Source organism: Streptomyces sp. NPDC057099 (assembly GCF_042671245.1).
In the GTDB taxonomy this organism is placed as follows: Bacteria; Actinomycetota; Actinomycetes; order Streptomycetales; family Streptomycetaceae; genus Streptomyces; species Streptomyces purpurascens.
Genome location: NZ_JBHUTX010000004.1, coordinates 359,848 through 382,602 on the forward strand (window position 1 = coordinate 359,848; position 22,755 = coordinate 382,602).

General features: G+C 72.2%; 21 protein-coding genes. 9 read left to right on the plus strand and 12 right to left on the minus strand.

Annotated elements, in window-relative coordinates; all coding sequences use genetic code 11:
* Positions 1-54: 54 nt before the first annotated feature.
* From ACFT4A_RS08395 to ACFT4A_RS08410, 4 genes are all read right to left on the minus strand, one after another.
* The gene (locus tag ACFT4A_RS08395; RefSeq protein WP_382827097.1) at positions 55-1,011 is read right to left on the minus strand and encodes an SMP-30/gluconolactonase/LRE family protein; all 957 of its coding nucleotides are present in this window, start codon (positions 1,009-1,011) and stop codon (positions 55-57) included.
* A gap of 113 nt (positions 1,012-1,124) precedes the next feature.
* Entirely contained in the window at positions 1,125-1,475 is a 351-nt protein-coding gene (gene nirD, locus ACFT4A_RS08400) for a nitrite reductase small subunit NirD (protein ID WP_382827099.1), read from the minus strand.
* A complete protein-coding gene (gene nirB, locus ACFT4A_RS08405) occupies positions 1,472-4,075 on the minus strand; it encodes a nitrite reductase large subunit NirB (protein WP_382827101.1) in 2,604 nt (867 codons plus the stop codon). The genes nirD and nirB overlap by 4 nt, the downstream gene beginning before the upstream one ends.
* Positions 4,075-5,292, minus strand: coding sequence for an NAD(P)/FAD-dependent oxidoreductase (locus tag ACFT4A_RS08410; RefSeq protein ID WP_382827103.1), 1,218 nt, complete (start codon positions 5,290-5,292; stop codon positions 4,075-4,077). Before ACFT4A_RS08410 ends, nirB begins: the two co-directional genes overlap by 1 nt.
* Before the next feature lie 160 nt (positions 5,293-5,452).
* Between ACFT4A_RS08410 and ACFT4A_RS08415 the strand changes: the two genes are divergently transcribed.
* Positions 5,453-6,235, plus strand: coding sequence for a sulfite exporter TauE/SafE family protein (locus ACFT4A_RS08415; protein ID WP_382827105.1), 783 nt, complete (start codon positions 5,453-5,455; stop codon positions 6,233-6,235).
* Positions 6,236-6,406: 171 nt separating this feature from the next.
* Here the strand turns inward: ACFT4A_RS08415 and ACFT4A_RS08420 are convergent, their stop codons facing one another.
* Positions 6,407-7,102 carry a TetR/AcrR family transcriptional regulator gene (locus ACFT4A_RS08420; protein ID WP_382827107.1) on the minus strand — a complete coding sequence of 232 codons (696 nt, stop codon included), beginning with the start codon at positions 7,100-7,102 and terminating at the stop codon, positions 6,407-6,409.
* 114 nt (positions 7,103-7,216) lie between these two features.
* Here ACFT4A_RS08420 and ACFT4A_RS08425 point away from each other — a divergent pair, with 114 nt between their 5' ends.
* Positions 7,217-8,593, plus strand: a complete 1,377-nt coding sequence (locus tag ACFT4A_RS08425; RefSeq protein ID WP_382827109.1) for a serine hydrolase domain-containing protein — start codon at positions 7,217-7,219, stop codon at positions 8,591-8,593.
* 367 nt (positions 8,594-8,960) lie between these two features.
* Here ACFT4A_RS08425 and ACFT4A_RS08430 read toward each other — a convergent pair whose 3' ends face one another.
* Complete coding sequence (locus tag ACFT4A_RS08430; RefSeq protein ID WP_382827111.1) at positions 8,961-9,863, minus strand: NAD(P)-dependent oxidoreductase; 903 nt, start codon at positions 9,861-9,863, stop codon at positions 8,961-8,963.
* A 107-nt stretch (positions 9,864-9,970) separates the two neighbouring features.
* On the opposite strand from ACFT4A_RS08430, the gene ACFT4A_RS08435 reads away from it, so the two are divergent.
* A complete protein-coding gene (locus tag ACFT4A_RS08435) occupies positions 9,971-10,363 on the plus strand; it encodes a winged helix-turn-helix transcriptional regulator (protein WP_382827113.1) in 393 nt (130 codons plus the stop codon).
* Here the strand turns inward: ACFT4A_RS08435 and ACFT4A_RS08440 are convergent.
* Both ACFT4A_RS08440 and ACFT4A_RS08445 read right to left on the minus strand, forming a co-directional pair.
* Positions 10,301-11,023, minus strand: coding sequence for a class F sortase (locus ACFT4A_RS08440; RefSeq protein WP_382827115.1), 723 nt, complete (start codon positions 11,021-11,023; stop codon positions 10,301-10,303). The genes ACFT4A_RS08435 and ACFT4A_RS08440 overlap by 63 nt on opposite strands.
* Positions 11,024-11,158: 135 nt before the next feature.
* Positions 11,159-11,677, minus strand: coding sequence for a hypothetical protein (locus ACFT4A_RS08445; protein WP_382827117.1), 519 nt, complete (start codon positions 11,675-11,677; stop codon positions 11,159-11,161).
* Positions 11,678-11,950: 273 nt separating this feature from the next.
* Between ACFT4A_RS08445 and ACFT4A_RS08450 the strand changes: the two genes are divergently transcribed.
* Complete coding sequence (locus ACFT4A_RS08450; RefSeq protein ID WP_382827119.1) at positions 11,951-12,568, plus strand: NADPH-dependent FMN reductase; 618 nt, start codon at positions 11,951-11,953, stop codon at positions 12,566-12,568.
* 82 nt (positions 12,569-12,650) lie between these two features.
* On the opposite strand, the gene ACFT4A_RS08455 is transcribed toward ACFT4A_RS08450, so the two are convergent.
* Entirely contained in the window at positions 12,651-13,070 is a 420-nt protein-coding gene (locus ACFT4A_RS08455) for a gamma-glutamylcyclotransferase family protein (RefSeq protein ID WP_382827121.1), read from the minus strand.
* Between the two features lie 139 nt (positions 13,071-13,209).
* On the opposite strand from ACFT4A_RS08455, the gene ACFT4A_RS08460 reads away from it, so the two are divergent.
* On the plus strand, positions 13,210-14,856 hold the full coding sequence (locus ACFT4A_RS08460) for a M4 family metallopeptidase (protein WP_382827123.1): 1,647 nt from the start codon (positions 13,210-13,212) through the stop codon (positions 14,854-14,856).
* Between the two features lie 262 nt (positions 14,857-15,118).
* Positions 15,119-15,367 (plus strand): PfkB family carbohydrate kinase, encoded by a 249-nt coding sequence (locus tag ACFT4A_RS08465; protein WP_382827125.1) that lies wholly within the window; start codon positions 15,119-15,121, stop codon positions 15,365-15,367.
* Between the two features lie 10 nt (positions 15,368-15,377).
* Here ACFT4A_RS08465 and ACFT4A_RS08470 read toward each other — a convergent pair whose 3' ends face one another.
* Positions 15,378-17,495 carry a molybdopterin oxidoreductase family protein gene (locus ACFT4A_RS08470; protein ID WP_382827127.1) on the minus strand — a complete coding sequence of 706 codons (2,118 nt, stop codon included), beginning with the start codon at positions 17,493-17,495 and terminating at the stop codon, positions 15,378-15,380.
* Positions 17,496-17,889: 394 nt separating this feature from the next.
* On the opposite strand from ACFT4A_RS08470, the gene ACFT4A_RS08475 reads away from it, so the two are divergent.
* From ACFT4A_RS08475 to ACFT4A_RS08485, 3 genes are read left to right on the plus strand one after another with little or no spacing between them, the layout of a single operon-like run.
* Entirely contained in the window at positions 17,890-19,407 is a 1,518-nt protein-coding gene (locus ACFT4A_RS08475) for an amino acid adenylation domain-containing protein (protein ID WP_382827129.1), read from the plus strand.
* Entirely contained in the window at positions 19,404-20,660 is a 1,257-nt protein-coding gene (locus ACFT4A_RS08480) for a hypothetical protein (protein WP_382827130.1), read from the plus strand. Before ACFT4A_RS08475 ends, ACFT4A_RS08480 begins: the two co-directional genes overlap by 4 nt.
* A 34-nt stretch (positions 20,661-20,694) precedes the next feature.
* A complete protein-coding gene (locus ACFT4A_RS08485) occupies positions 20,695-21,462 on the plus strand; it encodes an enoyl-CoA hydratase-related protein (protein WP_382827132.1) in 768 nt (255 codons plus the stop codon).
* A gap of 94 nt (positions 21,463-21,556) precedes the next feature.
* On the opposite strand, the gene ACFT4A_RS08490 is transcribed toward ACFT4A_RS08485, so the two are convergent.
* Together ACFT4A_RS08490 and ACFT4A_RS08495 are read right to left on the minus strand one after the other, a co-directional pair.
* The gene (locus ACFT4A_RS08490; RefSeq protein WP_382827134.1) at positions 21,557-21,865 is read right to left on the minus strand and encodes a hypothetical protein; all 309 of its coding nucleotides are present in this window, start codon (positions 21,863-21,865) and stop codon (positions 21,557-21,559) included.
* Between the two features lie 170 nt (positions 21,866-22,035).
* A complete protein-coding gene (locus tag ACFT4A_RS08495) occupies positions 22,036-22,722 on the minus strand; it encodes a vancomycin high temperature exclusion protein (RefSeq protein WP_382827136.1) in 687 nt (228 codons plus the stop codon).
* Between the last annotated feature and the right edge of the window lie 33 nt (positions 22,723-22,755).

The following is a 22,755-nucleotide window of genomic DNA, read 5'->3' on the forward strand; positions in this document are numbered from 1 at the left end:
GCCGGCGTTCCACACCGACGCCGCACTGCGCCCGAGCAGTCGGAGCCACTCCGCTCACAGGGACACGGCCACCGCGTTGAACGTCGTCTCCGGCGTCTGCGGGCTGGTGAAGCGGGCGTTGACGAGGTAGAGGCGGTCGCCGAAGCGGGCGGCGGTGGTGGGCACGTCGAAACGGGCGTCGGCGATCGTCCGGCGCAGGGTGGCCGTGGTGGCGTCCCGGTCGAGGTCCCAGACGGTGATCTTGTTCTGGCGGTTCTGTACGACGTACAGGACGCGCCCGAGACGCACCAGACCGTCGCCGCCCGTCACGTCGGTCGCGCCGCCCAGCGCGACCTTGGTGGCGTGACCGGTCTGTATGTCCACCCGGTACAGCTGGCCCGCGTTGACGACGATCAGGCCGCGTCCGTCGGGGGTGGCGACCAGGCCGTTGGCGCTGTTGGTCCCGGCCGGTGCCTGCACCCACTCGCCGCTGAGCGGGAGGGCCCGGACCGCGCCCTCGCGACCGCGCGGGACGCCGTAGAGGACGGCGTCCCGGGAGTCGGTGAACCAGGCACGGTCCCGGTGCAGGACGATGTCGTTGATGAAGGGCGCCGCGTTCCGCGTGAGCTGGTAGGTGGTCAGCAGCGCACCGCTGCGCGCGTCGACGACCTTCGCGGTCCCTCCGGCGCCGCCCGCGACGTACAGCAGGCCGTCGCCATCCAGCTTCAGACCGATCGACGCGAGCCCGGCGGCGCCCTGGTGCAGGACCCCGCCCTCGCCGGTGCGCAGGTCGGTGCGGTAGATCGAGCCGTCGGCACGTGAACCCATGTACGCGTACGGCCTGCTGCCGATGGTGATCCCCTCGGGGAGCCACCCGTCGGGCAGCGGGAACTCGCTCGGCCAGGCCGAGGCCCGCGCCGAGGCCCCGGACGAGGCCTGCGCCGAGACCGTGCCCGTACCGGCGACCGCGAGCGCGGCGACGGCCCCGCCGAGCACGGTCCGCCGGGACGGCTGGAAGTGGTTCCGAGTCATGATCGCGCCTCCGTGGGAGGGAAGGTGGGGGTGCGTCTCGATGAAACGCGACGTACCCCGGCACCGCTCCCCGGTTGGCGAACTCGACAGGAACCCGACAGAAGCGCCCGCTCCTACGCCGTGCGCACCCGGTACGCCGTCACACGTACCTCCTCGTCGTCCAGGCACTGCCCGGACGCCAGGTCGAAACGCTGCTTCAGCAGCGGGGAGGCCACGAACGGGCGGCCCTGGTGGGTGCCGGTCAGGCCGCGGGAGAGGACGGCGGCGCCGGTGAAGGGGTCGCGGTTGTCGATGGCGAACAGCTCGCCGGAGCGGTCGCGGAAGATCGCGGCCTGGTGGCCGTCCGGCAGCAGTGCCGCCACCCCGCGGCCCGGGAGCAGGGTGCTCAGGTCGCAGACCGCGAACCAGTCGCCGTCCAGGGAGAGTTCGATCTTCAGCTCGGTGGTCTCGGGTGCCAGGGTCATCGCTGGGCGCTTCCTTCCAGAACGTCGGCGGGTCGCATACCGATGGACAGCAGCGGCAGGTCGGGCTTCATCTGGTCGCGCTCGGGCACGAAGGCGACGACCGGGTCGGGGGTGTCCGGCGCGTTCACGAAGGACACGAACCGGGCGAGCTTCTCGGGGTCGTTGATGGTCTCGGCCCACTCGTCGCGGTAGTGCGCGACGTGCGCCCGCATCAGCTTCTCCAGCTCGTCGCAGATGCCGAGGGAGTCGTGGACGACGACGTCCCGTACGTGGTCGAGGCCGCCCGGGATCCGCTCCAGCCAGGTCGAGGTGCGCTCCAGACGGTCGGCCGTACGGATGTAGAACATCAGGAACCGGTCGATCAGGCGGACCAGTTCGGCGTCCGACAGGTCCTGGGCCAGGAGGTCCGCGTGGCGCGGGGTTGCGCCGCCGTTGCCGCCGACGTAGAGGTTCCAGCCGTTGGCCGTGGCGATCACGCCGAAGTCCTTCGACTGGGCCTCCGCGCACTCGCGCTGGCAGCCGGAGACCGCCGACTTGAGCTTGTGCGGCGACCTGAGTCCCCGGTAGCGCAGCTCCAGGTCGATCGCCATGCGGACGGAGTCCTGGACGCCGTAGCGGCACCAGGTCTGGCCGACGCAGGACTTCACCGTGCGCAGCGACTTGCCGTAGGCGTGGCCTGACTCGAAGCCGGCGTCGACCAGCCGGGCCCAGATCAGCGGGAGCTGCTCGACGCGGGCGCCGAACATGTCGATGCGCTGGCCGCCGGTGATCTTCGTGTAGAGGCCGAAGTCGCGGGCGATCTCGCCGATGACGATCAGCTTCTCCGGGGCGATCTCGCCGCCGGGGATACGCGGGACGACCGAGTAGGAGCCGTTCTTCTGCAGGTTGGCCAGGAAGTGGTCGTTGGTGTCCTGCAACGAGGCCTGCTCGCCGTCCAGGACATAGCCGCTCGCGCCGATCGTCGGGGCGAGGGAGGCGATGATCGAGCCGACGGCGGGCTTGCAGACCTCGCAGCCGTCACCGCCCCGGGCCTCCTCACGGCCGTGCCGGTCCAGCAGGTCCTGGAACGTGGTGACGCGCAGGGCGTGGACGATCTCGTAGAGCTCCTCGCGGGTCTGCCCGAAGCAGCCGCACAGGCCCTTGTCGACCTCGATGCCGCCGGCCTCGAGCTCGGCGTTGACGAGCTGGCCGAGGACCTTGACGCAGGAGCCGCAGCCGGTGCCGGCCTTGGTGCACTTCTTCACCTCGGGCACGGTCACGCACTGGTGGTCGGTGACCGCGCCGCGGATCGTGCCCTTGGAGACGTTGTGGCAGGAGCAGACGATCGCGTCGTCCGGCAGCGCGGACGGGCCGAGCTGGACGGACTCCCCGGCGCCGGCGGGCAGCACCAGCGACTCGGGGGAGACCGGCGGTACCGAGCCCGTGAAGGCCTTCAGCGTGCCGTACGCCTCCGCGTCGCCGACCAGGATGCCGCCGAGCAGCGTGCCGTCGCGGCCGATGACCAGCTTCTTGTACAGGCCGGAGCGGGAGTCGGAGTAGACGACGTCCAGGCAGTCCTCGGCGGTGCCGTGCGCGTCGCCGAAGGACGCCACGTCCACGCCGAGCAGCTTCAGCTTGGTGGACAGGTCGGCGCCCGTGAAGGACGCCTCGTCGGCGGCGATCGTCGCGGCGGCCGTCTCGGCCTGCTCGTAGCCGGGGGCGACCAGGCCGTACACCCGGCCGTCGGAGGCCAGCGCGCACTCGCCGATCGCGAACACATGCGGGTCGTTCACCGTGCGGCACTGCTCGTCGACCGTGATGCCGCCCCGCTCGCCGACCGTCAGACCGCAGTCGCGGGCCAGCTGGTCGCGGGGCCGGACACCGGCGGAGAACACCACCAGGTCGGTGGCGAGTTCGGAACCGTCGGACAGCTTCATGCCGGTCACGGCGCCGTCCTCGCCGACCACGACCTCCTGCGTGCCCACGCCCGTGTGGACGCTCAGGCCCATCTCCTCGATGGTGCGCAGCAGGGCCGCGCCGCCGCCGTCGTCGACCTGCACCGGCATCAGGCGCGGCGCGAACTCCACGATGTGGGAGGTCAGTCCGAGGCCCTTGAGCGCACCGGCCGCCTCCAGCCCGAGCAGACCGCCGCCGACCACGGCACCCACCTGGGCGTTCTTCGCGTACTCCTCGATCGCGAGCAGGTCCTCGATCGTGCGGTAGACGAAACAGCCCTCGGCGTCCTTGCCCGGGACCGGCGGCACGAACGGGTAGGAGCCGGTGGCCAGGACCAGCACGTCGTAGTCGACGACGAGACCGGAGCGGGCGGTGACCCTGCGGGCCTCCCGGTCGACGGTCTCGGCCGGGTCACCGATGTGCAGCTCGATGCCGTGGTCCTTGATGAACTCCATGTCCGTCATGGACAGGTCCTCGGGCGTCCGGCCCGCGAAGTACGACGTGAGCTGGACGCGGTCGTACGCCGGACGCGGCTCCTCGCAGAGCACGACCACGCGGTGCGTGGCGGTCAGGCCGCGCTCGGCGAGCGCTTCGAGGAAGCGCTGGCCGACCATGCCGTGGCCGACGAGCACGATCGTGGGGGTGGCCTCCGGGGTGGCGGTCATCAGGAGCCTCCATCGTTGGTGAGCAGGTGGAGCAGCGGGCCGCCGTCGGAGGGGAGCGGCTCTGCTCCCTCCCAGGCGCGGGCGAGCGCGCCGACGGTGCCGAGTTCGCCGACGAGGACCCCGCCGACCAGGCGGTCGTCGCGGACGACGACCTTGCGGTAGGTGCCGCGGGTGGCGTCGGCGAGCTGGACGACGTCGTCGCCCGGCAGGGCCTCGGTCTCGCCGAACGCGGCGAGGTCGAAGGGGCTGTCGTGCCCGGTCAGCGTGAGCCGGGTCAGGGAACGGGTGCCGGTGTAGCGGGCGCCCGCGTCACCGGCGAGCAACTCGGCGAGCGCGTCGGCCTGTTCGAGCGCCGGGGTGGCGAGGCCGTAGAGCACGCCGTCGTGCTGGGCGCAGTCGCCGATCGCGTGGATGTACGGGTCGGAGGTGCGCAGCTCGTCGTCGACGACGACCCCCTTGCGGACATCGAGCCCGGCGGCCTGCGCGAGACCCACCCGGGGGCGGACACCGCAGGCGACGACCACGAGGTCCGCGTCGAGCGCGTACCCGTCGGCCATCTCCACCGAGCGGACGGCACCGCCGACGCAGCGCACGTCCCGTACGCGGCACTCGGTGTGCACCTCCACGCCCAGCTCGGTCAGATGCCGCTTGACGAGCTTGGACGCGGCCGGGTCGAGCTGGCGCTCCATGAGCCGCTCGGACTGCTGGGCGAGCACGACCTGGGCGCCGCGCAGGGCGAGCGCCCGGGCCGCGGAGACCCCGAGGAGCCCGCCGCCGATGACGACGGCCTTCGCTCCCGGCCGGACCGCCTTGGACAGTCCCAGGCAGTCGTCCATGGTCCGGAAGGCGTGCACGCCCTCGGGCAGCCGGTGGTCCTCGGTGAACAGCCCGCGCAGCGGCGGCAGTACGGGGTTGGAACCGGTGGCCAGCACCAGCCGGTCGTATGCGATCACCGAACCGTCCGCGCACGCGACGGTCCGCCGCTCGCGGTCGATTCCGGTGACCCGGCCGCGGGTCAGCTCCGCGGGCGCGGGCAGGGCGATCACCTCGGGGCTGTACCGTCCGGCCAGCACCTCGGCGAGCAGCACCCGGTTGTAGGGCCGGTGCTCCTCCTCGCCGATCAGCAGCGCGGGCGTGCCGAGCTCACCGAGCCGCCGGGCGAGTCGTACGCCCGCGAGGCCGGTGCCGATCACCACCACACGCTCATTCGAGGTCATGTCCTTGAGCGTGCGGTGCCGGTGTTACCCGGCAGCATCACATCTGTTTCCCACGGGGAACGCTGCCCTCAGCGGGGGCGAGGGGCGGATGTGAGGGTTCCTGACGTGCGGCGGAGGCGGGCTGTGAGGGGCGCGCGGGGCCTCGCATAGGGTCTCGATCATGCCCGACATATCGCTGACCGTGATCGTCCTGCTCTGCCTCGCGGCACTCGCCGCCGGATGGATCGACGCCGTGGTCGGCGGCGGCGGGCTCCTGCTCCTGCCGATGCTCCTGCTCGGGCTGCCGTCGCACACACCCGCCGCGCACGCGCTCGGCACCAACAAGGCGGTCGCCATCGTCGGCACGACGGGAGCGGCGGTGACGTACGTCCGCAAGGCCCCGGTGGATGTGAGGACGGCCGTGCGCATCGGGCTCGCCGCCCTCGCCGGATCCTCCGCGGGGGCCTTCTTCGCGGCCGGGATGAGCACCGAGGTCCTCAAGCCGGTGATCATGGTGGTGCTGCTCGCCGTCGCGGCCTTCGTGATCCTGCGGCCCGCCTTCGGCACGGCCCCCGCGACCGGCCCGGCCACCCCCCGCCAGATCCTCGCGGCGATCGGCCTCGCGGGCCTCGGCATCGGCTTCTACGACGGTCTGATCGGCCCCGGCACCGGCACCTTCCTGGTCCTCGCCCTCACCGCCATTCTCCACCTCGACCTCGTCTCCGCCTCCGCCACGGCCAAGATCGTCAACTGCTGCACCAACGCGGGCGCCCTCGCCACCTTCGCCTGGCAGGGCGCGGTCCTGTGGCAACTGGCCGCCCTGATGGCCGTCTTCAACCTGGCGGGCGGCACCCTGGGCGCCCACACGGCCCTGAAGAAGGGCAGCGGCTTCGTCCGCGTCGTCCTGCTGACGGTGGTGTTCGCCCTGGTGGCGAACCTGGCGTACGAGCAATGGCTGGCGTAAGCGCCCCGCAGGGGCGCGGGGAACTGCGCGCCCGGCCACGACGGCGCCGCGGCCGAACGACGGCTCAGGGGCGCGGGGAACTGCGCGACCGGCCACAACGGCGCCGCGGCCGAACGACGGCCCTCGCGGCACCTCCAGCGGAGCACTACGCCCAGGACACGGCCCCGCGCATCACTCGCGTCCCCCCGCGCGGCCGCCCGCGAGACGAGCCTCGAACCCGTCGAGCAGCGACCTGAGCCCGAACTCGAAGCTGCTGTCTGGCGCCGCGGCGTACTCCACGGCGGCCTTCGTACCGAGGCGTTCACGCAGCCGCGGGAACTCCATGGCGGTCTCGGCGGCACGCGCCACGGCGTCGCCCAACAACTGCTCGGCGTCCGCGCCGTTCCTGCCCAGCCGGCGTTTCAGCGAGACCTCGGCGGCAGGGCCGAGCGTGCTGCCGAGCACGAAGGTGAACACGGCGGCGGCCGCCCGGTCCGCGTCGTCGGCGGCGAAGCCCGCCTTCTCGTAGACGGCCAGGCTGAGGTCGTTGTACCGGGCCTGGGCGGGGCCGTACAGCAGATGGCTGCCGAACGCCTGGACGAGCCAGGGATGCCGGGTGAGCATCGCGTGCATGCTGTCGGCCTGGGCGGTCGCGGCCGTGCGCCAGTCGGTGGCGTCGGGATCGGGCAGCTCGACCTCGTGCCAGACCGTGTCGCCGGCGAGCCGGACCAGGTCGTCCTTGGTCTTGATGTGCCAGTAGACGGCCGTGGCGGCAGAGCCGAGCCGTTTCGCCAGGCTCCGCATGTTGAGGCCGTCCAGCCCCTCTTCGTCGAGCAGCTCGATGGCCGCGTGAACGATCCGGTCCGCGGTGAGTGTGTCTCGCACCATGTCCACCAGCCTACTTGCACTTAGTTCATGAGCCTCTTGAAAGCTCTTGCACTTTGTTCAAGTGTCGCCCTATGCTCCCACTCGTACTTAGTTCAAGTACCCGGAGGGGGAGCCATGTCGCAGGAGAAGCTGTCGGATGTCGTTACCACGCAGGCCATGGAGTTCGGCGTCCCGGGAGTCGCCGTCGGAGTGCTCAAGGACGGCCAGGAGTTCTACGCCTCGCACGGCGTGACCAGCCTGGGCAACCCGGTCCCGGTCGACGAGAGGACGCTGTTCCCGCTGGCGTCGGTGTCCAAGACCTTCACGGCGACCGCCCTGATGCGTCTGGTCGCCGAGGGGAAGGTGGACCTGGACGCCCCGGTCAGGCGCTACGTGCCCGAACTGCAGCTGGCCGACGAGCAGGCCGCTGAGCGGATCACCGTCCTCAACCTGCTCAACCACACCTCGGGCCTCGACTGGAACCTGATCGACGACGGCGAGGGCGACCGCTCACTGGCCGGGCTCGCACGGAAGCTGCCCGCGCTGCCGCTGATCGCACCGCCCGGGGCCCGGGCCTCGTACAGCCAGGCGGGATACAACCTGGCCGGCCGCGTCGTCGAGAAGGTCACGGGCCTGCCCTTCGAACAGGCCATGGCCTCACTGCTGCTGGAGCCGGTCGGCCTGACGGACACCGTGTACGGGCTGTCGGAGGTGATGGTCCGCAAGTACGCCGTGGGCTACAACCGCGGCGACGACGGCGAACTGCGAGCGGCCCGCCCCTGGGGAGCCTTCAGGGAGGGTGCCCGCGCCGACAACCCCGGCGGCGGCCTCGCCTCCTCGGTGAGCGACCTGCTGCGCTGGGCGCGCTTCCAGCTCGGCGACGGTGCGGGTGTGCTGCCCGCCGCGGAACTGCGGCGCATGCGGGAGCAGACGGTCGCGCTGCGCGGCAGCACCCTCGGTGACGGTTTCGGCGTCTGCTGGTTCCTGCACGACTTCGACGGTCTGCACGGCATCGGCCACGGCGGCTCGGGCAACGGCCACTTCGCCGAGCTGCTCATCGTGCCCGAGCGCGACTTCGCGGTGGTCTCCCTGTCCAACGTCGGCCCCGACGGCTACCCCTTCAACCAGTCCATCGTGCGCTGGGCGCTCGAGCACTACCTCGGCGTCGTCGAGAAGCCGGTGGAGCCCCTCCCGTACGACGAGGGACGGTCCCGGCAGGTCGCCGGCCGCTACGAGATCGACGCCATGAACCTCGACCTCGCCATCGACGGCACCCGCCTCACCCTGGCGGTCGGCATCAAGCCGGATATCCGCGAGGCGTCGGACGAGGAGATGCCCCCGGACTACCCGGCCGCGAACATCGGCTTCCTCCCCGGCGACGGCGACGAGTACATCGTCACCGAGGGCGGCCTCAAGGGGCAGCGCGGCTACTTCTCCCGCGACGAGGACGGCGCGATCACGGGCATCGACCTGGCGGGGCGGCTCTTCAAGCGGGTGCCGGGGGCGTCCTGAGCGAGTGACGGCAGGGGCGGACGGGGAGCGCCCGCCCTTGCCCGCCCCTCCGGGGCCCTTCGTGTCTGTGTGTCGGTGGCGGGTTCCTGGGGCGGGGCGTGGGTCGGCCGGGGTGGGCGTCGGGGTGGTGTGAGCGTCGCGCGGCCTCGGTCGGTTCCGTGACGGCGGGGTCCGGCAGGGGCGGATCGGATGGCCGCCCCCCCCCGCGACCGCGAACCCTTCCTGTCCGTGTGCCGGCGACAGGCTCCTGAGGCGTGTGTCGTCGGTCGGCCGACGAGGATGCCCGGGGCGGGTGAGTCGGGCGGCCTCCGTGCCGCTGCCGTGGCCGTACGCCACCGCCTGAAGAAGGACGAGGCATCGTCACCCGCTACGAGGAGGCCGCGCCCCCCTGGGCCAGCAGCTCGACGATCCCCGTGCCGTCCTCGTCGCCGTGTCCCTGGGCGAGGCGTCGCTCCATCAGGGCCATGTACGGGGTCAGCAGCTCGGGGCTGACCCGCTGTTCCTCGGCCGTGTGCAGGAGCGTGGTGTTGCCCGCGACCTGCATCGCGAGGTTGGAGACGACGTTGCTGGTGTAGTCGCCGCTCTCCAGCTGGTCGGCGGTCTGGTGCACGGCCGGTGCCATCGCGGTCAGCCAGTCCGCGAGCAGCGGGGCGAAGTCCTTCGGTGCGATGTCCTCCGGGCGGATCAGCGCGAAGGCGTGGGTGATACCGGCGAACATGCCGCTCATCGCGCTCAGCAGTGCCACGTCGTGCAGCGAGGCGAAGCCCGGGTCGGACCCGACCCAGCGGGTGCCGACCGGGACGGCGAGGGTGTCGCGGTGCTCTTCGAACAGCTCCGGGGAGCCGCTGTAGAAGACATAGCCTCCTGATTCCGGCTGCCCCACCATCGGCGGTACGGCCATGATCCCGCCGTCCAGGAAACGGGCGCCGCGGGCCTCGGCCCAGGCGGCGCGGGTACGGCCCTGGGCCGGGGTGCCCGTGGTGAGGTTCACCAGGTCCCGCCCCGCCAGGTCGGCCCCTTCCAGGGCGTCGCCCACGGACGCGTCGTCGAGCAGGCAGGCGACCACGAGGCGGTTCGCGGCCACCGCCTCGGCGGCACTCGTGGCCACGGTCGCGCCCTCGGCGGCCAGGGCTTCGGCGCGGGCGGGGGTGCGGTTCCAGACGGTCACCGGGTGACCGGCGGCGAGCCAGGCGCGGGCGAGGGCGGTGCCCATGGCGCCGGCGCCGAGGAGGGTGAGGGGCGTACGGGAAACAACGGCGTTGTCAGTCATGGCGTTTAGGCTCGTCTCAAGGGAACGGCCTGCTCAAGTACGCACTTGGAAGTGGGTGGTTACCCCGGGGGAAGCATGCAGGCGGCAGCGGGGGAAGGGACTCGGGCATGGGGACGACGGTGCGGCGGCCGGGTGCGTACATCTGCGGGATCGACGCGGCGATGGACGTGATCGGCGGCAAGTGGAAGGTGCTCATCCTCTGGGCGCTGAACGAGCGGCCCCGCCGCTTCGGCGAACTGCGCCGGGAGCTGCCGGGCGTCACCGAGAAGGTGCTCGCCGCGCAGCTGCGGGAGATGGAGGCCGACGGCCTGGTGCACCGCGAGGCGTACGACGAGGTGCCGCCCCGCGTGGAGTACTCGCTGACGCCGCGGGGCGTGTCACTGAACGAGGCCCTGGAACCTCTGGGTGCCTGGGGGCGAACCAACATCCTGGGCGGCTCACCGGCTCCCGGTCAGGTGCGCGAAGACGACCACGTTGCCCTGATAGCCGGTGGCCCGTGAGTAGCCGCCGCCGCAGGTGATGACCCGCAGCTCGGGGCGGCGGGCGGGGCCGTAGACCTTCCGGTCGGGGAAGTCCTTCGCGGCGTACGCCTCGACGGCGTCCACGGTGAACACGGCGACCCTGCCGTCGCGCCGGTCCACCTCGATCGTGCTGCCCTTGGTCAGGGCGCCCAGGCCGTGGAAGACGGCGGGGCCGTCGGCGTTGTCGACATGGCCGGCGACGATCGCGGTGCCCCGCTCACCGGGGGTGGTGCCGGCCTCGTACCAGCCGGCGAGGTTCGCGCGCGCGGCGGGCGGTGCGTCCAGGCTGCCGGTCCTCGTCAGGCCGAGCCCGGTCAGGGGCGCGTCCACGCGGATCGCCGGGATGCGGATGCGGTCGGGCGGCGAGGGCGGCAGCGCGGGCGCGGCATGCCCCTCACCCGCCCGGCCGTCCTGCCCGGCGCGGCCCTCCTGCCCGTCTCGCCGCTCCTGCCCGTCCTGCTCCTCCTGCCCGTCCTGACCCGCGCGGGCCTGGGCGAGGGACGGCTGGGGCGGGGCGTGCGTCTCGGCTCCGTTGCGCAGCAGCCATGCCCCGGAGCACAGGGCGAACACCGTGACGGCCGCCATGGCGGCGTTGGCCGGGTTGCCGAACGTGCTGCCGTACCTGGGGAATCTGCGCATGGCCCACCCTTTCTCCTGATCACCCCTCTGCGTGGAGCCCTGCGGGCCCCGTACCCCCCTCCGGGCCGCGAGGGGCGTCGGACCCGGAGGGGGAGGGGACATGCGGTACCGGCGACGGACAGCGGAGGGTGTCCGTCAGATCCCGTCGCCTCTCGCCCGGCGATGCAGGAGCCAGGTACCGCCCGCGGCGGCGACGGCGAGAGCCGCCACACCGGCCGCGGTCTGCACGGGATCGGCGCCCAGGGCGCCGCCGACCCCCGTCTTCACACTCCCCCTGGGATGGACCTGCCGGCGCACGGACGTCAGCGTGACCACCAGGTCACCCGTGACCAGCCGGCCGCTCCCGGTGCACGTCGCGGTGATCTCGTACGTCCCCGGCTGCGCGCTCGGCGGCACCCTGAACCGCCCGGTCGCGTCCTGGTCGTCCGCGCCCGGGGCCAGGCTGAGGGAACCGGCCCCGACCGCGCTGGCGTCACCCGTCGCCGTGCCGCCGTCGCCGCAGGCCGCTGTGCGCACGGTGACCTGGCCGCCCGGGACCACCGAGGAGGGGGACACCTCCAGGCCGCCGGCCGCGCCGTACGCGGGGGCCGCGGCGAGGGCCGCGACGGCGACGGCGAGCGCGGTGCCGGTCAGCGGCCGGGCGGTACGTCGCATCGGTGCTCCTTCGAGCGGTTCGTTCGTGCACCTGCCCTTCCGAGGTAACGGGCAGCGCGGCGACCGCGCTTTCTGAGGGAGCGTCAGAATTGGGGTGAATGGGTGTCAGGGGGTGCGTCGCCCGACGGCTCCCCGGGGGCATTTAGGCAGGTCAGGGACGTTCTGCGGGCAGGCCCCGGAAAAGCCCGCCGAGCACGTGTGAACGGGTGACCCGGGCATGGGGGTGCATCCGGACTTGACCTCAACCAAAGTTGAGGTACGACGCTGTGCGGCATGAACGCATCCGCTACCCCCGCACCCACCGCCGCCCGCTCCGCGACCCGGCCCCTCCACGTCACCCTCGTCGTCGGCAGCAACCGCCACGGCCGCTTCGGTCCCGTCGTCGCCGACTGGCTCCTCGACCGGCTCCGAAACCGGGACGACCTGGTCACCGAGGTCGTCGACGTCGCCGAAACCGACCTGCCGATGTCCTTCGAGCGAACCCCCGACGCGACCGCCACCCTCTCCGGCATCACCCCGAAACTGGCCCGCGCGGACGCCTTCGTCGTCCTCACCCCCGAGTACAACCACTCCTACCCGGCGGGCCTCAAGAACCTCGTCGACTGGCACTTCACCGAGTGGCGGGCCAAGCCGGTCGCCCTCGTCTCCTACGGCGGCCTCTCCGGCGGCCTCCGCGCGGTGGAGCACCTCCGCCAGGTCTTCGCCGAACTCCACGCCGTGACGCTCCGCGACACCGTCTCCTTCCACAACGCCGGCACGTCCTTCGACGACACCGGCGCCCTACGAGACCCCACCGGCCCGAACGCCGCGGCGAAGACCATGCTGGACCAACTGGTGTGGTGGGGCGAGGCATTGCGAGACGCGAGGGCGGCCCGACCGTACGCGGACTGACGGGCTGGGCGTCACCGTCCCCGGGCGTCGCGGGCGCGACTCGCCCCGGCGCCCCCACGCATCCGCCGCGCCCGCACGCCCCTCACTCCCGCCCCTGCCAATCCCCACCCAAGATCCGCGTCCCCCCACCCCGAAGCCGCGACGCCACAGCCGGCCCCGCCACATACACCCAAGCCCGCACCGCCGCCCCGTCCGCCACCCTCACCACCTTCCGCTCGACCCGCACATACAGACTGCGCGGATCCCCCGGCACGTAGTCCTCCAGCCGGTCCAGCTCCGCGAGCAGCGCCCCGTACGACTCCGGCAGGGCGGTGATCAACTCCCCGTTCACGGTGTCGCCGCTGCCCGGTTCCTCGACCGCGTAGGGGTAGCCCGGGCCGGCGTACAGCACTGTGTCGTCGAGTCGTGCCGGGGTCTCGGAGCGGACGCGGCCCCGCAGGAAGAGGTCGTGGTTGACCTCGCCCGGACGGAGCGTGCCGTAGACGAAGAAGGGGAGGGTCACAGGAACGATTCTGCACCCTCACACACCTGCACAACGGGCCTATGGACATGCCAGGTCCGGGCCGAATTAACTCGCGGTCAACATCAACGCCGCCCCCGGTCGACCCCACGCGACCGGGTGCGCCCGTATGAGGAGACCGATGAGTCGGATACGTCCCGTCCGAGGTTCCCGTCTCGCCACCGCAGGCGTGGCCGCCACCGGCATCGGCGCCCTGGTGGCCGCCGTGCTTTCCCCCACCGCGCAGGCGGACGAACGGCCGACCCGGTCCGACGCGATCGAGAGTGCGGAGACGGTCCTCGCCGACCGGGCCGCGGAACTGGGCCTGGGAGCGGCCCAGGAGACGAAGGTCCGGGACGTGGTCGTCGACGAGGACGGTACCCAGCACGTCCGCTACGACCGCACGTACCACCGACTCCCGGTCCTCGGCGGCGACTTCGTACTCCACCTGAACCCGGACGGCACGTACCGCAGCGCCAACCGCGCCACGAAGTCCGCGCTGTCCATAGCCGACGTCACCCCGAAGGTGACCGCCCCGAAGGCCGCCGACCTGGCCGCGAGCCTGCTGCGCGCCGCACACCTCGGCGAGACCCTGAAGAAGCTGACCGCCAAGCCGCGCCTGGTCGTCGACGCCCTGCACGGCGCCCCGAAGCTGGCCTGGCAGACCGACGCGGTCGCGCACGACGGACTCGGCAACCCCGTCGGGCAGACCGTGCTGACCGACGCGACCACCGGCGACCGAATAGACGCCTGGGACACCATGGAGACGGTGTCGGGCGACGGCAAGTCCCTCTACGGCGGCACGGTCGCGCTGAACACGACGAAGTCCGGGTCCTCGTACCGGCTCAAGGACGCGACGCGCGGCGGCACGTACACGGGCGACGCGGAGAACAAGACGGACCGGTGCCTGCTGACGGTCTGCGTGTCCCGCGCCCCCGCGACGCTCTTCTCGGACGCGGACAACCACTGGGCCACGGGCAAGACCTCCGACCGCGCCACGGTAGCCGTGGACGCGCAGTACGGCACGGACGTCACCTGGGACTACTACAAGAACGTCCACAACCGGAAGGGCATCGCCGGCGACGGCAAGGGCTCCTTCAACCGCGTCCACTACGGCAAGAACTACAACAACGCCTTCTGGGACGACAACTGCTTCTGCATGACGTACGGCGACGGCGACGGCAAGCAGCTCGGGCCGCTGGTCTCCCTGGACGTCGCCGGGCACGAGATGTCCCACGGCGTCACCTCGAAGACGGCGGCGCTGACGTACTCGGGCGAGTCCGGCGGACTGAACGAGGCCACCTCGGACATCTTCGGCACGCTGGTGGAGTTCCACGCGAACAACGCCAAGGACCGCGGTGACTGGCTCATCGGCGAGAAGGTCGTCCGCTCCGGGCTCGGCCGGGAGTCCCTGCGCCGCATGGACAAGCCGTCGAAGGACGGCAAGTCCGCCGACTGCTGGAGCGACAAGGTCGCCGACCTCGACGTGCACTACTCCTCGGGCGTCGGCAACCACTTCGCGTACCTGCTCGCGGAGGGCAGCGGCGCCAAGACCATCAACGGCGTCAGCCACTCCTCCCCGACCTGCAATGGCTCCACGGTCAAGGGCATCGGCAAGGCCAAGCTGGGCAAGATCTGGTACCGCGCCCTGACGGTCTACATGACCTCCTCGACCGACTACGCGGCCGCCCGTAAGGCGACCCTGAACGCGGCGAAGGACCTCTACGGCAGCGGCAGCACGGAGCAGAAGGCCGTGGCCGCGGCCTGGAGCGCCGTCAAGGTGGGCTGAACCGCCCCCTCACGACACTCGGTGGTGTCCGCAGTTCGGGTGCGGACACCACCGAGGCCTGTGTCAGAGGGCCTTGCCCGTCAGAACTGATGCCTGCCAGTCGCGCCACTGCGAGAGGTTGCCCGCCTCGCGAAGAGCTGGGGCCTCGGGCCGGCAGCGCACACCAGCAGGGGGCATCGAATGAGTCAAGGTGTCTTGGGCAAGTGTCAGTTCGGGCATCGTGCCCGGCTTGTGCTGTCGCCTGCCGAGGTGTCGGCCGTCGATGGACGCCGAGCACGGGGCCACGTCGTACGCGGCGGGTGAGGTCACCCTCGCGCCCGCCCTCGCCGTCGAGGTCGTCGAACCGGTCGGTGCGGGCGACGCCTTCGCCGCCGGGTATCTGTCCGGTGTCCTGGCGGATCTCGACGAGCCGTCCAGACGGCGCCTCGGCCACCTGACGGCGGCGACAGCGCTGCGCAGCCGGGACGACATCCCCGACCTGAGCGAGGCCCTGGCCCCGGCTCCTCGGTAACCCCGGGCACTCAGCCCCGCACCGCCTCCAACCGCACCGCGCACGCCTTGAACTCCGGCATCCGGGAGGTCGGGTCGAGTGCGGGATTGGTGAGGGAGTTGGCGCGGCCCTCGCCCGGCCAGTGGAAGGGCATGAACACGGTGTCGGGGCGGATGGCGTTGGTGATCCTCGCGGGCGCCACGGCCCGGCCCCGCCGCGACACGACGGCGACCGGATCCCCCTCTGCCGCCCCGAGCCGCGCCGCCAGCCGCGGATGCAACTCCACGAACGGGCCGGGCGCGGCAGCGTTCAGCTCCGCCACGCGCCGCGTCTGCGCCCCGGACTGGTACTGCGCCACGACCCGTCCCGTGGTCAGCAGCACGGGGTACTCGTCGTCGGGTTCCTCGGCGATCGCACGGTGGGAGACGGCGACGAACCGGGCCCGTCCGTCGGGGGTGGCGAACCGGTCGAGGAAGAGGCGGGGGGTGCCGGGGTGCGCCATGGCCGTTGTGTCACCCGCGGCGGGCTGCTCCACCGCCTCCCCACCCCTCGGACAAGGCCAGAACACCCCGTCCTCCTCCACCAGCCTGCGGTACGTGATCCCCGAGTAGTCCGCCGGGCCGCCCGCGCTCGCGCGGCGGAGTTCCTCGAAGATCTCCTCGGGGTCGGTCGGGAAGCCCTTCTCCACGCCCAGGCGGGCGGCGAGTTCGTGGAGGACCTCCAGGTCGCTGCGGATGCCCTGGGGCGGGGTGATCGCCCGGCGGCGGAGCAGGACCCGGCCCTCCAGGTTGGTCGTCGTGCCCGTCTCCTCCGCCCACTGCGTGACCGGCAGGACCACGTCCGCGAGCGCCGCCGTCTCCGACAGCACCACGTCGCACACGGCCAGGAAGTCCAGCGACCTGATGCGCTCCTCGATGTGCGCGGCACGCGGCGCCGAGACCACCGGGTTGGAGGCCATCAGCAGCAGGGACCTGATGTCCGTGCCCAGCGCGTCCAGCAGCTCGTACGCACTGCGCCCCGGGCCCGGCAGCGACTCCGGGTCGACACCCCACACCTCGGCGACATGCCGCCGCGCCGCCGGATCGTCGAGCTTGCGATAGCCGGGCAACTGGTCGGCCTTCTGCCCGTGTTCGCGTCCGCCCTGCCCGTTGCCCTGCCCGGTCAGACAGCCGTACCCGGACAGCGGACGGCCCGCCCGGCCGGTCGCCAGGCACAGGTTGATCCACGCGCCCACCGTGTCCGTGCCCTTGGACTGCTGTTCGGGCCCGCGCGCGGTGAGTACCATCGCCGACTCCGGCTCGCAGAACAGCCGTACGGTCTCCCGCAGTTGAGGAACGGACACCCCCGTGATCCGCTCCACGTACTCCGGCCAGTGCGCCATCGCCGCGGCCCGCGCGTCCTCCCAGCCCACCGTGCGCTCCTGGACGTACTCCGCGTCCACCCGCCCCTCGGCGATCACCAGATGCAGCAGGCCCAGGGCGAGGGCCAGGTCCGTGCCCGGCCGGGGCGCCAGGTGCAGGTCCGCCTGCTCGGCGGTCTTCGTGCGGCGCGGGTCGATCACGATCAGCGTGCCGCCGTTCTCCCGCAGCTCGTTGAAGAAGCGCAGCGACGGCGGCATGGTCTCCGCGAGATTCGACCCGACGAGGATCACACAGCCCGTCTTCGGGATGTCCTCCAGCGGGAACGGCAGCCCCCGGTCGAGCCCGAACGCCTTGATGCCGGCGGCAGCCGCCGACGACATGCAGAAACGGCCGTTGTAGTCGATCTGGGACGTGCCGAGCACGACCCGCGCGAACTTGCCGAGCGTGTACGCCTTCTCGTTCGTCAGCCCGCCCCCGCCGAACACCCCGACCGCGTCCGGCCCGTGCTCCGCGCGCGTCCGGCGCAGCCCCGCGGCGATCCGGTCCAGCGCCTCGTCCCAGGAGGCGGGCACCAGCTCACCCCCGGAACGCACCAGTGGCGAGGTCAGACGGACGTTCGAGGCCAGCACCGCGGGTGCCGTACGGCCCTTGCCGCACAGCGCGCCCCGGTTCACCGGGAAGTCCGCGCGCTCGCTCACCTCGACGGTCCCGTCCGGCGTGGGCGTCAGGTTCATCCCGCACTGCAGGGCGCAGTACGGGCAGTGCGTGGGCGTGGCGGTGTTCTGCATACCGTTCAGCGTGCTTCGGCCGTGTTACGCGCGGCACGGCTCCCTGTTACGCGGCCGGGACGGGGACCTCCCCGCCGCCGCCCGGTCCGCGTGAGGCACCCGGGCCCGCCCGTGTGAGGCACAGGCCTGCCCGCCTTCAGGTCGTCGCCGACCGGTACGGACGTTGCCTGTGGGACGAGAAACGCCACATGTGGCTCATTGCGTTCCTTTCTTGTCCGATCCGGCCTCGTTGAGAGTTGAAGCAGCCGCACTACGCTCTCGCTACGCGCAGCGCTCGCACGACTCCGCACGGCGTTCGACACCCGGGCATGCCCGCCATTCACGGCTGCATCCACCTGCGGCTCCGCCGCCGGTGGCAATCCGACACTCGAAACAGCCAGGAGGCCACCCGATCATGCCTCTGCGCCACTTGAACCCCCACGACAAGCGCCTCTTCCACCAGTTCGGCCGGGGCCCGACCGTCCCCGTCCCCGACCCGCTCCTGCACCACGCCGTCGCCCGGCACGCCGCCGCCACCCCGCACGCCGTGGCCGCCGAACACCAGGGCGCACGCCTCACCTACGGCGAGCTCGACCGCTACGCCGATGCCCTCGCCGCCCGCCTGATCCGCGAGGGCGTACGCCCCGGCGACCACGTCGGCCTCTTCGTCCGCCGCTCCCTCCCGATGCTCGTCGGCCTGCTCGGCATCCTGAAGGCCGGCGCCGCCTACGTCCCCCAGGACATCGGCCTCGCGCCCCCGGCCCAGCTCACCCACGTCATCCGCACCGCCCGCACCCGGGTCGTCCTCACCGTCGCCGAACACGCCCACCGCGTGCCGCTGCCGGCCGGCCATCTGCTGCTCCCGCTCGACAAGCCGCTGCCGTACGCGCCACGGCCGGTCACCGCCGTAGGGCCCGACGACGGCTGCTACGTCCTGTTCACCTCCGGCACCACCGGCCGCCCCAACGGCGTGAAGGTCACCCACCGCAACGTGGCCAACCTCCTGCTCACCGAACCGGGCGGCCTCGGCATCCGCCCAGGCGACCGGGTCGCCCAGCTCCTCAGCATCGCCTTCGACATGGCCGCCTGGGAGATCCTCGGCTGCCTCACCCACGGCGGCACCCTCGTCATCCGCGGCAAGGACATCGCCGCGGCGGCCCGCACGGCGGACGTGCTCATCGCGACGCCGACCGTGCTGTCCGGCCTCGACCCCGCCGCCTGCCCCCGCGTGCGCACGGTCGCCGTGGCGGGGGAGCCCTGCCCGCGCACGCTGGCCGACCGGTGGGCCCGGCAGGCCGCCTTCCACAACTGCTGCGGCCCGACCGAGACCACGATCGTCAACACGATGAGCCGCCACGACCCGCACGCCCCGCTGCTCACCATCGGCCGCCCCACCCCCAACAACACGGTCTACGTCCTCGACGCCGACCGCCGCCCCCTGCCCGTGGGCGAGACCGGCGAGATGTGGGCGGGCGGCGACTGCGTCTCCGCGGGCTACCTCGGCAACGACGCGCTCAACGCCGAGCGCTACGCCCCCGACCCGTTCCTCGGCGGCGGCCGCCGTATGTTCCGCACCCGCGACCTCGGTCGCTGGACCCTCGACGGCCGGCTCGAACACCTCGGCCGTACCGACGACCAGGTCAAGGTGCGCGGCTTCCGCGTCGAGCTGGACTCCGTCTCCTCCGTGCTGGAGGCCGCCGGCTGCACCCGCGCCGTCACCCTGAGACGCGACGCCCGCACCCTGGTGTCCTTCGTCTGCCCGGCGGACGTCGACCCGGACGCGGCCCGCCGCGCGGTCGCGGACGCCCTGCCCTACTACTGCGTCCCCGAGCAGGTCCTGCCGCTCGCCCACCTCCCCGGGACCGACCGCGGCAAGGTCGACAAACAGGCGCTGCTGCGCATGATCGAGGAGCGCCTGGCGGTGGCCCGATGACCACGTCCCCGCCCCGCGCACACCGGGACTCGGGCGAGCTCCCGCCGCTCCTCCCCGCACCCCGCCGTCTGCTCAAGCACCCCCGCCTGACGCACTACAACCGCCTGGCGGCCCTGGTGCTGCTGGCCAACGCGGCGTTCCTGTGGGTCGCCTGGCCCCTGGCCACCCCCACCCTCGGGCACGCCGCCCTCGCCAACCTCGCCCTGGCCGTCGTCGTACGCCAGCAGTACGTCGTCAACCTCTTCTTCAGGCTGGCGACTTCGGCCCCGACGCACTGGCCGCTGAAGGTCCGCTGGACGCTCGGCAAGGTGTACCACTTCGGCGGACTGCACGTGGGCGGGGCGCTGGCGGGCACGGCCTGGTTCCTGGCGCTGACGGTCACGACACCGAACGGCCCTCTCATGGCCGTCGGCTGGGCCCTCCTGGCGCTCCTCGCGTTCATCATCGCCACCGCCCTGCCGCCCTTCCGCTCCCGCCACCACGACCACTTCGAGAAGATCCACCGCTTCGGCGGCTGGGGCGCCCTCGCGCTCTTCTGGACCCACACCCTGCTCTCCGGCCAGGGCCCGTTACCGCTCGCGGTCCTCGCCGTCGTCACGTTCAGCGTGGCCCTGCCCTGGCTGCGGCTGCGCAAGGTGGACGTCCGCACCGAACGCCCCTCGCCGCATGTGGCACTGGCCCGCTTCGACTACGGCGAGACGCCCTTCGCCGGCTCCTCGACGGCGATCAGCCGCAGCCCGCTCAGGGAGTGGCACTCCTTCGCCAACGTCCCCGCCCCCGGCCGCTCCGGCTTCCGGCTGACCATCTCCCGCGCCGGTGACTGGACCGGCTCGTTCATCGACGACCTGCCCGAGCGGGTGTGGGTCAAGGGCATCACCACGGCCGGAGTCGCCAACATCGAGGTCCTGTTCAAGAAGGTGGTGTACGTGGCGACCGGCAGCGGCATCGGCCCCTGCCTGCCCCATCTGCTCGCCGCCGAGGTGCCCTCCCGCCTCGTCTGGGCGACCCGCGATCCCCGGGCCACCTACGGCGACGCCCTCGTCGACGAGATCCTCGCCGTCCAGCCGCACGCCCTGGTCTGGGACACCTCCCGGCACGGCAAGCCGGACATGGTGCACCTCGCCCACGCCGCGTACCGCGACTTCGGGGCGGAGGCCGTCATCTGCATCTCCAACAAGCGGCTGACCTGGCAGGTGGTGCACGGCCTGGAGCGGCGCGGCATTCCGGCGTACGGCGCGATCTGGGACTCGTGACCCCGCCTCGTAACCCTGCTGAAGGAGACGGAAGATGAACAACCTGAAGGTCGAGCGAGACGGCCGTGTGGTGACCGTCCGCCTGCACCGGCCGCACGCCCTCAACGCGCTCAGCTCGGAACTGCTGGCCGAACTCCTGGGCGTCCTCGGGCCGTTGGATCACGACCCGGACGTGGGCTGCGTCGTCGTCAGCGGCTCGGAGAAGGTCTTCGCGGCCGGCGCGGACATCAAGGAGATGGCGGCGAAGTCTGCCGTCGACATGCTGTCCGAGGACTACTTCGCGGCCTGGGAGGACTTCGCGGACCTGCGCACCCCGAAGATCGCCGCCGTCAACGGCTACGCGCTCGGCGGCGGTTGTGAGCTGGCCATGATGTGCGATCTCGTCGTCGCGGGGGAGTCGGCCCTCTTCGGCCAGCCGGAGATCAAGCTGGGCGTGATCCCCGGCATCGGCGGCACCCAGCGGCTGACCCGCCTGGCAGGCCGGGCCAAGGCCATGGACCTGGTGCTCACCGGCCGCACGATGGACGCCCGGGAGGCCGAGCGCTGCGGCTTGGTCTCCCGCGTGGTCCCCGACGACCGGGTCCTCGACGAGGCTCTGGGAGCGGCCGCGGCGGTCGCCTCTTACGGCCGTACGGCGGTCAGGGCGGCCCGCGAGTGTGTCGACCGGGCCCTGGAGACGGGCCTCAGGGACGGCATCCGCTTCGAACGGCGGGTGTTCCACGCCCTGTTCGCGACCGACGACCAGAAGGAGGGGATGGCGGCGTTCCTGGAGAAGCGCACACCGCGCTTCCACGGAAGCTGACCGCTGCGGAAAAGGCCGGGGACGGGACACGCGGAGCGCGCCGGCCGTCCCCGGCCACGTTCAAGGGCTGTGCCTGGTCAGGGCACGGCCCCGGTCAGCACTCGTACGCGTAGTACGGCTCGTCGCCCACGTCCAGACCGATCCTCCCGACCCCGCCGGGGCCGATCTGGATACACGAGGGGTCGAAGCCGTCGACTTCCACGCTGGCGGAGATGGTGTGCCCGCACACGTTGTGGATGTCGGCCCACCACTGGCCGGAGGCGCCGAGCTTCGCGCAGCCCGGCTCCGGGGCCTTGACCGCCGGGACGGCCACGGGTGCCGCCGAGGCGGTCCCCATGGCGGCCGGAGCGGCCAGCAGCGCGCCCGCGGCGGCCATTACCAGCGCGGAGCGAAGTCGAGTCATCAGATGTCCTTTCCCCCAGTTCGCGGCGGCGGCCCGATCCGCCGCCGCACGGCGAAGACACTAAGCGTGAGCACGTGAACACGGAGAGCATCCAAGCCGTATTTCATACCCTGGGGTGAAATGTGCGCATCAAACCCACTCCGGCAGAACGTCCTGATTCATCCGACAAGCTATTCGGCCTTGGCCAACGCCCGCTCCACGCCCGGCTCTTGAGGCCCGAGGAACCGGGGATCCGGCCGGAACACCGCGTCCAGCGCCGCCTTCCCGGCGGCGAAGATCTCCCGGGCACCGCCGTAGTACCAGGTCGCGTCGTGCACCGCGTCCACCCCGACCCCGTACGACTCGACCCCCGCCGCCCGGCACAGCGCCACCGCCCGCCGGATGTGGAAGCCCTGGCTGATCAGCACGGCCTCGTCCACACCGAAGATCTTCTTCGCGCGCACGCAGGAGTCCCACGTGTCGAATCCGGCGTAGTCGCTGACGATCCGCCCGTCGGGCACCCCGTGCCGCGTCAGATACACGCGCATCGCGTCCGGCTCGTCGTAGTCCTCGCGGCTGTTGTCCCCGGTGACGAGCACCACCTCGACCCGCCCCTTCCGGTACAGCTCCGCCGCCGCGTCCAGCCGGTGCGCGAGGTACGGCGAGGGCTCCCCCTCCCACAGCCCCGCCCCGAACACCACCGCCACATCGGTACGCGGCACGTCCGCCGCCGTCCGCAGCCGGTCGCCCGCCACCGCGTACATCCAGGTCGCCGGAAGCAGCCCGAGCACGCACCCGGCCATCACGGCCTGCACCAGCCGCCGCTGCCCCCGGCGGGTACGCGGCAGTCTCGGTCTGCGGAACTTCGGATCACGCATCGGACAGGTCCCTCCCCAGGTCGGTCTGACCTT

Excerpts from the sequence above, each read along its gene's own strand:
- ACFT4A_RS08395 (WP_382827097.1), bottom strand. The coding sequence starts at position 1,011 with ATGACTCGGAACCACTTCCAGCCGTCCCGGCGGACCGTGCTCGGCGGG.
- nirD (WP_382827099.1), bottom strand. The coding sequence starts at position 1,475 with ATGACCCTGGCACCCGAGACCACCGAGCTGAAGATCGAACTCTCCCTG.
- nirB (WP_382827101.1), bottom strand. The coding sequence starts at position 4,075 with ATGACCGCCACCCCGGAGGCCACCCCCACGATCGTGCTCGTCGGCCAC.
- ACFT4A_RS08410 (WP_382827103.1), bottom strand. The coding sequence starts at position 5,292 with ATGACCTCGAATGAGCGTGTGGTGGTGATCGGCACCGGCCTCGCGGGC.
- ACFT4A_RS08415 (WP_382827105.1), top strand. The coding sequence starts at position 5,453 with ATGCCCGACATATCGCTGACCGTGATCGTCCTGCTCTGCCTCGCGGCA.
- ACFT4A_RS08420 (WP_382827107.1), bottom strand. The coding sequence starts at position 7,102 with ATGGTGCGAGACACACTCACCGCGGACCGGATCGTTCACGCGGCCATC.
- ACFT4A_RS08425 (WP_382827109.1), top strand. The coding sequence starts at position 7,217 with ATGTCGCAGGAGAAGCTGTCGGATGTCGTTACCACGCAGGCCATGGAG.
- ACFT4A_RS08430 (WP_382827111.1), bottom strand. The coding sequence starts at position 9,863 with ATGACTGACAACGCCGTTGTTTCCCGTACGCCCCTCACCCTCCTCGGC.
- ACFT4A_RS08435 (WP_382827113.1), top strand. The coding sequence starts at position 9,971 with ATGGGGACGACGGTGCGGCGGCCGGGTGCGTACATCTGCGGGATCGAC.
- ACFT4A_RS08440 (WP_382827115.1), bottom strand. The coding sequence starts at position 11,023 with ATGCGCAGATTCCCCAGGTACGGCAGCACGTTCGGCAACCCGGCCAAC.
- ACFT4A_RS08445 (WP_382827117.1), bottom strand. The coding sequence starts at position 11,677 with ATGCGACGTACCGCCCGGCCGCTGACCGGCACCGCGCTCGCCGTCGCC.
- ACFT4A_RS08450 (WP_382827119.1), top strand. The coding sequence starts at position 11,951 with ATGAACGCATCCGCTACCCCCGCACCCACCGCCGCCCGCTCCGCGACC.
- ACFT4A_RS08460 (WP_382827123.1), top strand. The coding sequence starts at position 13,210 with ATGAGTCGGATACGTCCCGTCCGAGGTTCCCGTCTCGCCACCGCAGGC.
- ACFT4A_RS08465 (WP_382827125.1), top strand. The coding sequence starts at position 15,119 with ATGGACGCCGAGCACGGGGCCACGTCGTACGCGGCGGGTGAGGTCACC.
- ACFT4A_RS08470 (WP_382827127.1), bottom strand. The coding sequence starts at position 17,495 with ATGCAGAACACCGCCACGCCCACGCACTGCCCGTACTGCGCCCTGCAG.
- ACFT4A_RS08475 (WP_382827129.1), top strand. The coding sequence starts at position 17,890 with ATGCCTCTGCGCCACTTGAACCCCCACGACAAGCGCCTCTTCCACCAG.
- ACFT4A_RS08480 (WP_382827130.1), top strand. The coding sequence starts at position 19,404 with ATGACCACGTCCCCGCCCCGCGCACACCGGGACTCGGGCGAGCTCCCG.
- ACFT4A_RS08485 (WP_382827132.1), top strand. The coding sequence starts at position 20,695 with ATGAACAACCTGAAGGTCGAGCGAGACGGCCGTGTGGTGACCGTCCGC.
- ACFT4A_RS08490 (WP_382827134.1), bottom strand. The coding sequence starts at position 21,865 with ATGACTCGACTTCGCTCCGCGCTGGTAATGGCCGCCGCGGGCGCGCTG.
- ACFT4A_RS08495 (WP_382827136.1), bottom strand. The coding sequence starts at position 22,722 with ATGCGTGATCCGAAGTTCCGCAGACCGAGACTGCCGCGTACCCGCCGG.